Source organism: Robiginitalea myxolifaciens (assembly GCF_900115205.1).
Lineage (GTDB): Bacteria > Bacteroidota > Bacteroidia > Flavobacteriales > Flavobacteriaceae > Robiginitalea > Robiginitalea myxolifaciens.
Genome location: NZ_FOYQ01000002.1, coordinates 520,817 through 533,977 on the forward strand (window position 1 = coordinate 520,817; position 13,161 = coordinate 533,977).

Annotated in this window: 11 protein-coding genes; all 11 read right to left on the reverse strand. The window is 47.7% G+C overall.

Features of this window, described 5'->3' with window-relative positions; translation table 11 throughout:
* Positions 1-4: 4 nt before the first annotated feature.
* The 11 genes from BM318_RS10400 to BM318_RS10450 all read right to left on the reverse strand — a co-directional run bounded on the left by BM318_RS10400 (position 5) and on the right by BM318_RS10450 (position 13,142).
* Positions 5-1,213: an OmpA family protein gene (locus BM318_RS10400; RefSeq protein ID WP_092982551.1), complete on the reverse strand. Its 1,209-nt coding sequence runs from the start codon at positions 1,211-1,213 to the stop codon at positions 5-7.
* Positions 1,214-1,432: 219 nt separating this feature from the next.
* The gene (locus tag BM318_RS10405; RefSeq protein WP_092982552.1) at positions 1,433-2,689 is read right to left on the reverse strand and encodes a sulfate adenylyltransferase subunit 1; all 1,257 of its coding nucleotides are present in this window, start codon (positions 2,687-2,689) and stop codon (positions 1,433-1,435) included.
* A 6-nt stretch (positions 2,690-2,695) separates the two neighbouring features.
* Positions 2,696-4,126 carry a hypothetical protein gene (locus tag BM318_RS10410; protein WP_092982553.1) on the reverse strand — a complete coding sequence of 477 codons (1,431 nt, stop codon included), beginning with the start codon at positions 4,124-4,126 and terminating at the stop codon, positions 2,696-2,698.
* Positions 4,126-5,442, reverse strand: a complete 1,317-nt coding sequence (locus BM318_RS10415; RefSeq protein WP_317040359.1) for an MBOAT family O-acyltransferase — start codon at positions 5,440-5,442, stop codon at positions 4,126-4,128. Before BM318_RS10415 ends, BM318_RS10410 begins: the two co-directional genes overlap by 1 nt.
* Before the next feature lie 173 nt (positions 5,443-5,615).
* Complete coding sequence (gene cysD, locus BM318_RS10420) at positions 5,616-6,521, reverse strand: sulfate adenylyltransferase subunit CysD (protein WP_092982555.1); 906 nt, start codon at positions 6,519-6,521, stop codon at positions 5,616-5,618.
* Positions 6,514-7,113 carry an adenylyl-sulfate kinase gene (cysC, locus tag BM318_RS10425; RefSeq protein ID WP_092982556.1) on the reverse strand — a complete coding sequence of 200 codons (600 nt, stop codon included), beginning with the start codon at positions 7,111-7,113 and terminating at the stop codon, positions 6,514-6,516. Before cysC ends, cysD begins: the two co-directional genes overlap by 8 nt.
* A complete protein-coding gene (locus BM318_RS10430; protein WP_092982557.1) occupies positions 7,106-7,531 on the reverse strand; it encodes a DUF2061 domain-containing protein in 426 nt (141 codons plus the stop codon). Before BM318_RS10430 ends, cysC begins: the two co-directional genes overlap by 8 nt.
* A complete protein-coding gene (gene cysQ, locus BM318_RS10435) occupies positions 7,531-8,331 on the reverse strand; it encodes a 3'(2'),5'-bisphosphate nucleotidase CysQ (protein ID WP_092982558.1) in 801 nt (266 codons plus the stop codon). Before cysQ ends, BM318_RS10430 begins: the two co-directional genes overlap by 1 nt.
* 174 nt (positions 8,332-8,505) lie before the next feature.
* The gene (gene bshA, locus BM318_RS10440) at positions 8,506-9,645 is read right to left on the reverse strand and encodes an N-acetyl-alpha-D-glucosaminyl L-malate synthase BshA (protein WP_092982559.1); all 1,140 of its coding nucleotides are present in this window, start codon (positions 9,643-9,645) and stop codon (positions 8,506-8,508) included.
* A gap of 28 nt (positions 9,646-9,673) precedes the next feature.
* Positions 9,674-12,604 carry a serine hydrolase domain-containing protein gene (locus BM318_RS10445; protein ID WP_092982560.1) on the reverse strand — a complete coding sequence of 977 codons (2,931 nt, stop codon included), beginning with the start codon at positions 12,602-12,604 and terminating at the stop codon, positions 9,674-9,676.
* Between the two features lie 55 nt (positions 12,605-12,659).
* The gene (locus BM318_RS10450) at positions 12,660-13,142 is read right to left on the reverse strand and encodes an ABC transporter ATPase (protein ID WP_092982561.1); all 483 of its coding nucleotides are present in this window, start codon (positions 13,140-13,142) and stop codon (positions 12,660-12,662) included.
* Positions 13,143-13,161: the final 19 nt, after the last annotated feature.

The following is a 13,161-nucleotide window of genomic DNA, read 5'->3' on the forward strand; positions in this document are numbered from 1 at the left end:
ATTGTTATTCGTACGCGCTGATCGTAATCTCGCTACGTCGGTTTACGGCATGTTCTGCAGCTGTACATCGGACTCCATCGGAGCAGTGATTTAGTAATTCGCTCTCACCCTTCCCTTCGGCACTAAGCCTGCTTTCGTCGATACCTGCTCCTATAAGATAGGACAGCGTTTTCTCGGCCCTGCGTTGCGACAACCAGAGGTTGTAGTCGGCATTCCCCCTGGAATCGGCATGCGCCGTAAGGGTAAACTTCAGGGTATTGTTGCGATTCATAAAATCCACGACCCGGCCCAGTACTTCTTTTGATTCGGTATTGAGGTAAGAGGAGTTCAGGGCAAAACGGACCTGACCTAATCCAGCCAGTTCTGCAGCTAAATCGGCCCGGCGCTTGGCTTCGGCCTGTCTTGCAGCTTCAGCGGCGGCTAATTCGGCTTCGCGTTGCTGTCTGAGGCGCTCTTCTTCCAAACGCATTCTTTCGGCCTGTGCAAGGCGTTCTGCCTCTGCAATAGAATCCTGACGGCGTTGGAGCGCTTCTTCCATTTCACGAATCAAGGCGAGCTTCTCCTCCCCTTTCTTACTGAGTCCTTCCACAATCCCAAATCGGCGTACTACGCCTGCAGCGTGCTGTATGTGGTTGGTCGTTTCCTCAGAAGCATCCCATTTTCCTGTAGAATTGAGGTCAACTCCCCATTTTTTAGAGAACCAAAGTCGGAATCCAACGGTACCGTTAAATGTTACCCGTCCTACGTTTGAGGCATCGGCATAACCGATCCCAACACCGAGGTAAGGGTCGAAGAAACTAGTTTCCCCGACGAGTTTATTCAGATCATAACTCAATCGGGAGTCGATAGCCCAATAAGGAATCTCCTCGGTAACGACTTGCTTTTCTACAATATTCCCTTCCATATACCGGTTGTAACTTCCGATAAGCTCGAGGCCGAGACCACTTTGGAAATATCGTCCAATACTAACACGCGAAGGAAAAGGAACAATATTCCATTTGTCTTCGATAGAAAGGAGATTGTTGAATCCGTCTCCGGAATCGTCAACGGCGTTAAATCCAAGACCAAATATCCAGGATTCCAGGACTATAGAGTCCTTTGCAGTAAGGGTCGGAATCTCAGATTCCGATGTAATTTCATTTGTCTGTGCAGTAGCGATTTGTAGGCTACTCAGGCCAATTAAGCCTGCAAGGGCATAGGTAATCAGTTTCATATCAATGATTTGGGTACTGTAAAATTAAGGGTGTCTCCGCACAAAAGGTGGAGGATTCTGTAAATAGCGTATTTCGTCGATCAGCTGCCGGAAATAGCCCCTGCAAAGGCAAAATGGGCCAACCCAAATTACCCCCCGTCCGATTATTGGTATCAATTTCCGGATAAGATTATTCTCACTAAGGACTCGGTGGATTCCTTCCTTGCTGTGAATTGCGAATTAGACGATCATCCCTGCTGCCACAGTCTCATTGGTGGCATCATCGACAAGTACCAGGCTTCCTGTGGTGCGGTTCTCGCGATAAACGTCTACCATCAGGGGCTTGGTCGTACGAATACGCACCTTACAGATATCGTTCATCTGGAGTTCACCATCTGCAGGCACCCGGTTCAGGGTCTGGATATCGATCTTATGAACGATTTCCTTGATCATCGCCTTTTGGTCGTTGGTAGTGTGGAGGATGCTATATTTCGCCCGGGGCTGAGACGGCTTGTTATTCAGCCAGCACAACATCACTTCAAGATCCTGGGTTGCTTCTGGCTGGTTATTGGTTCTCACAATCATATCCCCGCGGCTGATATCAATATCATCCTCCAGGGTTATGGAAACGGACATCGGAGCAAATGCTTCCTCCAGGCTGCCATTAGGACCGTCGATAGCTTTGATCACGGAAGAGAATCCGGAAGGAAGTACACTTACTTTGTCGCCAGGTCGAAAAACCCCACTGGAGATACGTCCGGCATAACCCCGGTAGTCCAGGTGCTCCTTACTTTGTGGTCGCAGGACGGTCTGTACCGGGAAACGCGCGTCTACCTTATTGATGTCACTGCTGATGTGCATGGTTTCCAGGGTATGCAGCAATGGGGCACCCTGGTACCAGGACATATTTTCGGAACGGTTCACCACATTGTCGCCATTCAGGGCGCTAATGGGAATATATCGGATATCCGAGATTAGCATTTTCGAAGCAAACTCTTCAAAGTCCTCTGTAATCGCACGGAACGACTCCTGGGCATAGTCTACCAGATCCATCTTGTTCACGCATACAATTACGTGAGGGATATTCAAAAGAGAAGCGATAAAAGCATGCCGCTTGGTTTGTTCAATGACTCCATGACGCGCATCGACCAGGATCAGGGCCGCGTTGGCCGTTGATGCCCCGGTAACCATATTTCGGGTATATTGGATATGCCCGGGGGTATCCGCAATAATAAATTTACGTCTCGGGGTGGTGAAATAGCGGTAGGCCACATCGATGGTGATCCCCTGCTCCCGTTCGTCCCGAAGACCGTCTGTAAACAGGGCAAGGTCTACCCCTTCGTGTCCTTTCTGCTTACTGGTGTTTTCAACCGCTTCTAATTGGTCTTCGAAAATCGATTTAGAATCGTACAAAAGCCTTCCTATGAGCGTACTCTTTCCGTCGTCCACGCTTCCCGCTGTGGTAAATCGAAGTAATTGACTGTTGTCTATTTTCATAATAATCTATTCAAAAGGCCCATTAATGCTGAAAACCGGGCCTTTACCTTTTTGTATTAATTCTATTTTACTGATGCTCTTTAACGGTACGTAGTTCCTTTGCAAGAGCAGAATTCGATCCCCTTGTCGCTTCGCAATTCCCTGGATCTCAAAATTTTCTTCAAAACTACCCAATTTTTTAGCCCTTTCGGAAAGATAGAAGCGATCTTTCTTGTTGTATGTGAAACGCACCCTGTAATTATCACGTTGAAAAGCCTGATAAGAGATATCAAAGAACACGGCGATATGATCATCGCTCTCTTTTAATATCCCAATGGAATTCAGTTTCCGATTAGGATCTATCTGGTGATTCGGCTCGTTATAATAATCGCAAGCCGATAGCGAGCCAGAATTGAGCACGGTTTGAGAGTACCGGTTAATGTATTGTTCATAGGTATCACTACCCTCACGCCCGGCTAGTTCGAACGAATTTTCAATTTGAGCGGCCAACCAGTTACTTGCTTTCTTTGCACCTTTGAAATTTAAATGACCCTTATTCGCAAAATCATTAAGGCGTAAGTTTAAGCTGCTAAGCGAATCCGTAAAATTCAAATAGCTAACTTCCTCCTGCTCCAAAAAACTGGCCAGTTCCGAGGACTTGCCATTCAGAATCTGAAAATAGGGGGCTGTAACTACCAGTAGCTTAATATTATGCTGCTTACATAACCTTATGAACTCAGATAAATCGCGTTTAGCCGCTGGAGGGAGTGTTATTTCATAAGGTGGAATCTTCGGGGCAATCAATTCGATTTTGCCGTCATTGCTTATCTCTGATCGCAACGAACCATCTAAATTATTTGGCTTCAACTCCCGCTGGAAACCAACGAAACCATTTTTGTAATAACTATTTACGTTGGTAAAGGCATATGAGGCGTTAAAGGGATTGACCTCCGTCCAGTTATTGTGGTTTCTGACTACCGGAAATGTCGAAGCAACTAAATTCTTCCTGCCAAAGATGTTTCCCAGGTTCTCAATAGCTTGCAAATCCAGGGATGAATTATCATAGACCTGGTACTGGCCTAGTTTCTGGTTGTCGTTTTTATATCCCTCCAGGTTCATATGATTTACCTCGAGAACCAATAATTCCGGCAATTTTTTGCGGGATAAGACTTCCTTCTCAAATAAATATAGCGACGTCTCCAGCTTTTGCGCTCCACTTGCCAATACGAAAGATTTCGTTTTGAATTTGCGGTCAAAAATGAGCGGGAAGAATGTGTTGTATGCATGGGAATTCCCCATAAAGAGGATATCGACAGAGTCATTGCTTCGGTGGATTTCCCGGAAGTCTTCCATGCGCTTTACATGGATGTTTTTATCCTTGAAATACCAGTTACCAAGCAAAAGTGCCGCTACAAAAAGCGCTCCGAGTACTGCTATTTTAAGGATCAAGCGCTGCATTAGAATTGGAAGTATATAAATTCTGGGGGCTGTCCTGAACCATACATGCCAAAAACGACAAGGATCAGCAACAAAATTACATAAGCCGACCATCTGAAAATAACGGACTGCTTGTTAAAAAATGTCATGAACCCAAATTTAAGGTCGTAAACCTCATAAGCCAGTAAGACGACGATAAACAAAAAGAGGACCCTCAGATCTACTGCGGTAACCCCAAGTCCCATAGCCAGGGCAGGATCAAAAAGCAGTGCATAGTTATTATATCCCAATCCATTTATGATATCCATTGCGTCTGCCAGGGAATTTGCCCTGAAGAATATCCAGGCAAAACACACCGCTATAAATGTGAGCAGTGTAAAGAACAACGAATTTGAGGTCGTTTGTTTATGGAATCCCAATCTGGGCAGGACCGAACTCTTTACAGTAGTGGATGCCTTCTCCAAAACAATAAGTAACCCGTGAACCGCTCCCCAAATAATAAAGGTCATCGCAGCCCCATGCCAAAGGCCACTAATCAGGAAAACGGCAAACAGGTTAAAGTACGTGCGCTGTTTACCCTTTCTGCTTCCTCCCAGCGGAATGTATACATAATCCCGGAACCAGGTGGAAAGGGAAATGTGCCATCGCCGCCAGAACTCTGTTATGGATTTCGAGAAGTAGGGAGCATTGAAGTTCTTCATCAAATCAAACCCCATAGTCCTCGCCGTACCAATCGCAATATCCGAGTATCCTGAAAAATCACAATAAATCTGGAAGGCGAATAGCAGGGTTGCTATGGTATAGTCAACGCCAGCGTGATCATGGACATTATTGAAAACATTATTCACCACTACCGCTGCCCGGTCGGCAATGACCATCTTTTTAAAAAGGCCAAAAGCGATCAGCAATAGCCCGGAGCGCACAAGTTTATATTCAAACTTATGGGTTCTGAAAAATTGAGGGAGGAGATGCGACGCCCGCTCGATGGGGCCTGCGACCAACTGTGGGAAAAAGGCAACGAAAGTAAAGAAGGCAAGCCAGTCTTTGGTTGGAGCTATCTTCTTTCTGTAGATATCAATGGTATAACTCAGGGTCTGGAAGGTATAGAAACTAATTCCCACCGGAAGAATAACATTGAGTCGGGCTACATCGAATTCGCTTCCGAAAAGTCGGAACGTATCGACGAATGTTTCAATAAAGAAATTCGCGTACTTGAAATAAACCAGGAAGCCAAGATTTACGAGAAGGCTAATACCCAGATACTGCTTGCGCTTCCTCTCTTCTTTAGCCTTGTGGAGCCTTTGACCAACCCAAAAGTCTACCAGGGAACTTATCATAATAAGCAGGAGGAACCGCCAATCCCACCAGCCATAAAACAAATAGCTCGCAAGCAATAAAAGAACATTCCTGGGAGTCTTATGTGCGGCTGTTAGCCAGTACAGCACAAATACAATCGGGAAAAAGATTGCAAACTCAAAGGAATTGAACAGCAAAACTCAGTGATCTAATTCTAAAAGTATCCTTGCTTTTTACGGTCTTCCATGGCCGTTTCGCTGCGCTTGTCGTCCGAGCGATTCCCACGTTCGGTCTGGCGCATTGCAGCGACTTCCTGAACAATTTTCTCCAGGGTATCGGCATCGGATTCAATCCCACCGGTAATGGTAATGTCTCCGAGAGTTCGGAAACGGATTTTCTTTTTGTGGATCGTTTCACCTTCGTCCATAATCAAATATTCCGATTTTGGGATCCAGGAATTGTTACGCCAAACAACTTCCCTTTCGTGAGCGAAGTAAAGGGATGGGATTTCGATATTTTCCCTTAGGATATAGTTCCAAACATCCATTTCCGTCCAGTTACTGATGGGGAAAACACGGAAATGCTCTCCTTCGAAGTGTTTGCCATTAAAGAGGTTCCAAAGTTCCGGGCGCTGGTTTTTCGGATCCCATTGCCCGAAATCATCGCGATGGCTAAAGAATCGCTCTTTGGCCCGCGCTTTTTCTTCGTCGCGGCGTCCTCCTCCGATGGCACAATCCACTTTATTATCTTCGATAGCATCCAACAGGGTAGTAATCTGCAGGGCGTTCCTTGTAGCATTTTTACCCCTTTCTTCGGCCACCCGGCCTTTGTCAATAGATTCCTGTACCGACCCCACAATCAGGCGTGCGCCCAGATTTTCGATCAGGGAATCCCTGAAGGCAATAGTTTCGGGGAAATTATGGCCGGTATCCACGTGCATCAGGGCGAAGGGAATTCGGGCCGGATAAAAGGCCTTTTTGGCCAAATGGGTTACGACAATAGAATCTTTTCCACCTGAGAATAAAATGACGGGGTTCTGGAACTGCGCCCACACTTCGCGCAGGACATAAATCGCTTCTGATTCCAGTTCGTCCAGGTAATTCAGATAATACTTACTCATTGTTGAGTTTTATTTGTTGTAATAATACGTTATAAATGGCTTCTACAGATTCCGCAATGCTTTGTTCGTGAGTAACTTCCACGCTGGGATGCTCAGGAGCCTCATAAGGGGCAGATACCCCGGTCATATTTTTAATTTCACCCGCCCTGGCTTTGGCGTATAATCCTTTGACGTCCCGGGCTTCACAAACCTCAAGGCTTGTATTGACAAACACTTCGCAGTATCGCTCCGCGCCTACCAGATCCCGCATGGCCTCCCGATCGGCCCGGTAGGGCGCAATAAAGGCAGCGAGCGTGATGAGGCCAGCATCGACAAATAACTTCCCGAGCTCCCCGATTCTACGAATATTCTCTGAGCGATCTTCCGGGCTAAAACTAAGGTTATTGTTAATCCCCTTACGGACATTATCCCCATCCAGAACATAGGTCCTGAGCCCTTTCTCGAACAAGTACTGCTCTAAGGCATTGGCTATTGTGGATTTACCGGATCCGGACAGCCCTGTCAATAAAACAAAGATAGCCTTATTCCCCTGAGCTTTCTCCCGGTCTTCTCTGGTAACCTTATAATCGTGTGGGATAATATTCTCACTCATGGGTCTGTGATTTTCTTCTTCTGGTTCCCAGGCCAAAGTTAGTACTATACCAGGCCCTTTCGTGCAGGTAGTATAGGAGCATTTTGCTGATCACCTCTACCATGCCTATTTTGAGACCGGTAAAGGGGTTCCCGGAGATAATCCAGGAAAGTATAATGGTATCCAGGGTTCCAATAGCCCGCCAGGAAAGCGTTTTGAGGATGTGTCGCTTGCGGCTCTCCGGCATGCGTACCCGGAACCAAAGGCGTTCGTGAAAAAAGTACAGCACCATTTTACTCAATACCTCTGCAAGGCCAATTTTGAGGCCTGTCAACGGGTTTCCGGTAATGATCCAGGAGATCAGGATAGTATCCAGCGTCCCGACGACCCGCCAGGTAATGGTTTTGGCAATATGTCTCTTTACGGTTTCGTCGGACATCAGCTACGAACCAGAAAATAAGGGTTCAACAAATCTTCCTTGTTGTATTTCAGCGGTTGTTGGTCGCGCTGTGAGATTACCTGCAGCCCAACGGCTTCGCAAATCGCACTTCCGGCCGCAGTGTCCCACTCCATGGTAGGAGCGTATCTTGGATACACATCTGCTTTACCTTCTGCTACCAGGCAAAATTTAAGGGAGCTTCCTTTGCTCACAATTTCTATATCCTGGTATTTGGTTTTCATTTCGGCTATGAAGTTTTCCGTATCGGCATTCATATGGGAACGGCTGCCTACTACCCGCAAAAGTGCATTATCCGTACCGGATGGGTTAATGCGATCGCCTTCCTGGAATAACTCCACTTTGAGGCTATGGTCCTCGTCCAGTACCGTTTTAAAGGCCTTGCCGCTGGAGACTACTGCGTAATACAGTTCTCGGGTAACAGGGACGTAAATCACCCCAAATTCGGGTTTACCTTGTTTGCACCAGGCTATATTTACCGTAAACTCTCCATTTCTCTTGATGAATTCCTTGGTTCCATCCAGCGGATCAACAATCCAGCAGCTTTCCCAATCCTTACGGTCGGCATAGTCGATCTGCTTATTTTCCTCACTGATAATCGGGAAATCAGTGCGTTCCAGGAATGAATTAATCACTGCATTGGAAGCGCGATCTGCATTGGTAAGTGGGGAGTCGTCCGTCTTGGAAGTGATTTCAATCGCTTCGCTGGAATCGTAGATTTCAAGAATTGCTTTACCCGCGAGTACGGCTGCTTCGAGGGCTAAGTTGTAAGCGTCAGTCATTTCAGAATAATTTCTTAACTGTTTCGGATGTTAGTACCCTTAACAGTCGGGGCAGGTTATTATTATAATATACCCGCAGAAAAACTGATGCAAAAGTCCGAAAAATCTCCGATTTATAAGGGGAAAGGAAATGAATTTTCGTGCTAAGGAGCGGAAATGCCGGGAAGGTGTGGGCTATACCTCCTTCAGGCGTGCTGCATAAACTTCCTCATAGACTGCTTCATACATGGGAACTACACGTTGAATGTCAAATCGGGTAGCCACTTCGTAAGCGCGTATTTTGAAGTCGGCCAGGGTTTTATCTTCCCGTAGAATTTTCAGGGCATTTTCGGCCATATCCTCAATAGCTCCGACATTGCTAAGGTACCCGGATTCGCCATGGAGGTTTACTTCGGGAATTCCCCCTGCATTACTGGAAATTACAGGGGTTTTGTTGATCATCGCCTCGAGGGCTGCGAGCCCAAAACTCTCTTTTTCGGAGGGCAAGAGGAAAAGGTCAGAGAAACACAGGATGCGATCAATCTCATTGCTGTTTCCGAGGAATACCACCTGCTGCTGGATTCCCATCTGATCCGCCATGGCTTCGGCCCGCTCTTTCTCCGGGCCTTCCCCTACGAGAATCAGTTTCGCCGCTATTTCATTTTGGATGCGGTAGAAGACCCGCATCACATCTTCAATGCGCTTAACTTTTCGGAAGTTACTGATATGGGTTACGATACGCTCGTCCTCCTGAGCCATCATGGTTCGCTGGCAATCCGTGAAATTCTGATTTACCTTGCTTTGGTCAATGAAGTTCGGGATAACCTGAATCTTTCTCTTGATGTCAAAAAACTCCAGCGTATCCTGCTTCAGACTTTCTGAAACGGAAGTAACCGCATCGGATTTATTGATGCTAAAATTCACGGCCGGGCGGTAAAACGGGTGATTACCCACCAGGGTAATATCGGTCCCGTGTAGCGTGGTTACCATTGGAATATGGATCCCTTCCTCCCGAAGCATTTGCTTGGCCATGTATCCCGCGTAGGCATGTGGAATAGCGTAGTGCACATGGAGGAGTTCAATGCCATGAAGCTTTACCGTGTCGACCAGTTTGCTGGAAAGGGCCAATTCATAGGGCTGATAATGAAACAATGCATACTCCGGTACGTGAACTTCGTGAAAGTGGATATGATTACTGAGGAGTTCCAGCCGTACCGGTTGTTTATACGTCACAAAGTGGATCTCATGCCCCCTTTTGGCGAGGGCAATGCCCAATTCGGTAGCGACTACCCCGCTTCCTCCGAAAGTCGGGTAACAGACTATGGCAATTTTCATAGGATAAAATTACGGCTATTTTCCCGCTCTAATTAATAAGGGAATCATAAATAGCCTGTTGGATGCGGGTTCGCAGGGCCGAACGCACCAATAAATTGTTCGAGGCAGAGGGGTACGTTCTGTTCGACAAAAACACATAAACAATCCCTTCATCGGGATCGGCCCAGGTATAGGTCCCGGTAAATCCGCTATGGCCAAAGCTCCGTGGAGACACACATCCACAGGTTGGGCCTTTGTCCTCTAACTGAGGTTTATCAAAACCAACCCCCCGACGGACTTGCTGCTTACAGAAGTAGCATTTATTGAACTTTTCTATGGTCCGGGACTCCAGAAAACGATCCCCGCCATAATAACCTCCCTGCAGGTACATCTGCATGATCTTGGCCACCCCAACGGCATCGCTGAACAAACCCGCGTGTCCTCCTACTCCACCCTGCATAGCTGCACCCATGTCGTGTACATAACCGCGAATGGTTTGGTATCGGTAATAATTGTCTTCTTCGGATGGAACAATTACCTCTGGATCAAAACGATTCAGGGGCAAATAGGTAGTCCGCGAAGCCCCTAGAGGTTCGTATAATTCACTGGCTACCAAATTATTGAGTCGTTTTCCTTTTTGCTTTTCGATGTATTTTTTAAACACATAATACGCTACATCGCTGTAGCGATAGCGATTGGATTTAAGGTCCTGACGGGCGATACGGTTGTAGATTGAATCCCGATAGGCATTGGTCAGGTAAAGCCCTTTGGCTACGGGAATTGAAAAACCTGCTTCCGGCTGCTCCCGATAGAATTCGCGGGAAGGTTTACGATCCTTGCTCAGGGTATCGATGTAAAAAGCTATCCAGGCAGGTAATCTGCCGTAATGACTCAGGGCCTTGAGCACGGTAACATCCTTTAGTGCTGTTTCTTCAAACTCCGGGAGTAGGGTCGAGAAGGTATCATTGAGGCGAATCTCCCCGTCTTGCTCCATTTGCATCAATACCGGAAGTGTGGCCAGAATTTTGGTTAGCGAAGCAAGGTCATAAATATCGGACTTGGCTACAGGTTTTTCCTTTTTGTCGGTGTGGTACCCAAAGGCTTTGTGATAAATCACTTGCCCGTGTCGGGCTATAAGAACCTGGGCTCCCGGATACATTAGGGAATCCAGGCCGTGATTTACCAGGGTATCTACCTGAGCGAGCAGCGTTCTGTCCATCCCTACCCGTTCCGGCAGGGAATACCCCAGTCGCTGCAATGCCGGGGTGCTTACACTGGTGCCCACAGGAAATTTGGGATGCGCCGTTACCGGCAGCCTTCCATTTCCAGGAAAGACCCCAAACAGCAATTCCGCTGCCGTTTCCTGGCCAATAACACTGTTTTGGTAACCCAGAACTAAGGCATCTACACCCCCAAAATCTTCAATATCCCCCAACAAGTAAGGCTTCCCGAAAACAACCAGCGCTGTATTGGAACTGCGCAGGGCAGCCAAAGAGGCTATCTTTTCACGATCTGCCGCGCTAATCCGATCTTTAGACCAGGGGGAAGCGTTTGATCCATGCCATCCTACAACTAACAGATTATACGCTGCCAGGGGCCTGGGACCCTTTATTTCTCCGCTGGCATTGACGCGCAACAGATCAACATCCGCATAAAATCGCATCCGCTCCAAAAAGGCCTCGTGATCTGCCGGACCGGTTGCCAGATAAGCGATGCGCTTGTTTTCCAGATTGCGAATCGGCAACAGCTGTACCGGGTTTTTCAGAATGGTTATGGCCTCCTCCATGGCGCGCTCATAGGCCAGGCTGTCTTCGGGCTTATGCAAGTCTTCCTGTATTCCCTCCAGGGCAACCTTAGGTTTTTTATTCAACCCAACCTTGTACTTGGCCTTCAAAATTCGCTTTACAGAAGTGGCCAGGCGGGTTTCGGATATCATCCCGCTGCGATAAGCTTCCAGGACTGCAGCCCAATCGGCCTCCAGGTTGTTGGGCATGAGCAACATGTCGTTTCCTGCCAGAAAGGCCTCCAGCGTTGGATTAAGCGCTTCCTCAAACCCGGTAGCTCCTTTCATATTGAGTGCATCGGTAAATACAAGGCCCTTATACCCCATCTCTTTCCGCAGAACGCCCTGGATAACACTTTTAGAAAGCGAGGTTGGGCGTACTTGTGAACCGGTGAGGGCAGGGACATTGAGGTGGGCGATCATTACCGAAGAAAGCCCGCCCGAAATAAGTTTTGGATAGGGATATAGCTCCACACTGTCTAATCGGGCCCGATCAAAGGGAATGGTAGGTAAGGTGGAATGCGAATCGGCAGCGGTATCCCCGTGTCCCGGAAAATGCTTGGCGCTGGTAAGTACTCCGGCCCGGTGCATGCCGCGCATAACCTGATAGGCTTGTTTGGTTACCCATTTCGGGTCCTCCCCAAAGGACCGGTTCCCAATGATTGGGTTTGCCGGATTAATATTAACATCGGCAACAGGAGCAAAATTAATATGAACCCCCAGACGACGGGCATGCAGCCCCATACGATAACCAATAGTTTCCAGGACGCTGGTATCCCGGATAGCCCCCAGCGTACTGTTCCAGGGAAAGGCAAAAGTTGAATCCAGGCGCATGGCCAACCCCCATTCCGCATCCTGCCCGATAAGTAATGGTGTTTTAGATGCTTCCTGAAAGGCATTTGTCATCTGAGCCTGCCGAACCGGACCTCCCCGACTGAATATAATACCACCCAGGTGGTACTCCTTAATGCGTTCTATGGCTTTAGCCTCTGCAGCATCCCCCTGGCTGCTTGCCACCATTACCATAAAGAGCTGACCAATGCGTTCCTCGGCACTCATGGCCTCGTACGTGGCATCAACCCACCGCTGCTGGGCTACACTATCCGGGGCGAGGAAAGGATCCGGAATCGCATTATCCTGACCCCGTGCATTAAGAGAGGAAACGCAAATGAGCAAACACAGGACCCAGGTCTTCATGGGATGGCCCGTGTTAATTGGATTAAAAACGGATAGTATTGGGTAAAAGTTCACCTTAGAAAAACCGTTTATGCCAGCTTTCGCCAGCGGGAACCTCCCAGTCTTCGAGATACTCCTGCTTGGTGGCCACCAGGTTATTGAACACGACGGTTTTAGCCGAAACAGCTTTGTTTTTTGCCATTTCACTGAATTCCTTAAGCGGCTTGTAGGCGATATACTCCCCTTGACGGAAAGTCACGTTCATGCGGTCCAGAAGAATAAGATCCAGGCGTTGTTCCAGTTCCTGTATAAAACGAACAGAGGCGTCTATGGAACATCCGGAAGCACCGTGCTGGCTCTGGTCCAGACCAATAACAATAAAACGTCGGTAGGGTAATTGGAATCCTGCTTTTAAAGAGGCGCCGTGGGCAGTCCATAGCTCCAGAAAAGCTTTCATATCGCTTTGCAGCGCTTCGGTTTCAGCTTCGGTAAAGGGCCTGCTGGCCTGATAGACCCAGATTCTGGAGGAATCCGGGAGTTGATCAAATTCGACTAACATCTCGCTTCATTATAGTTCC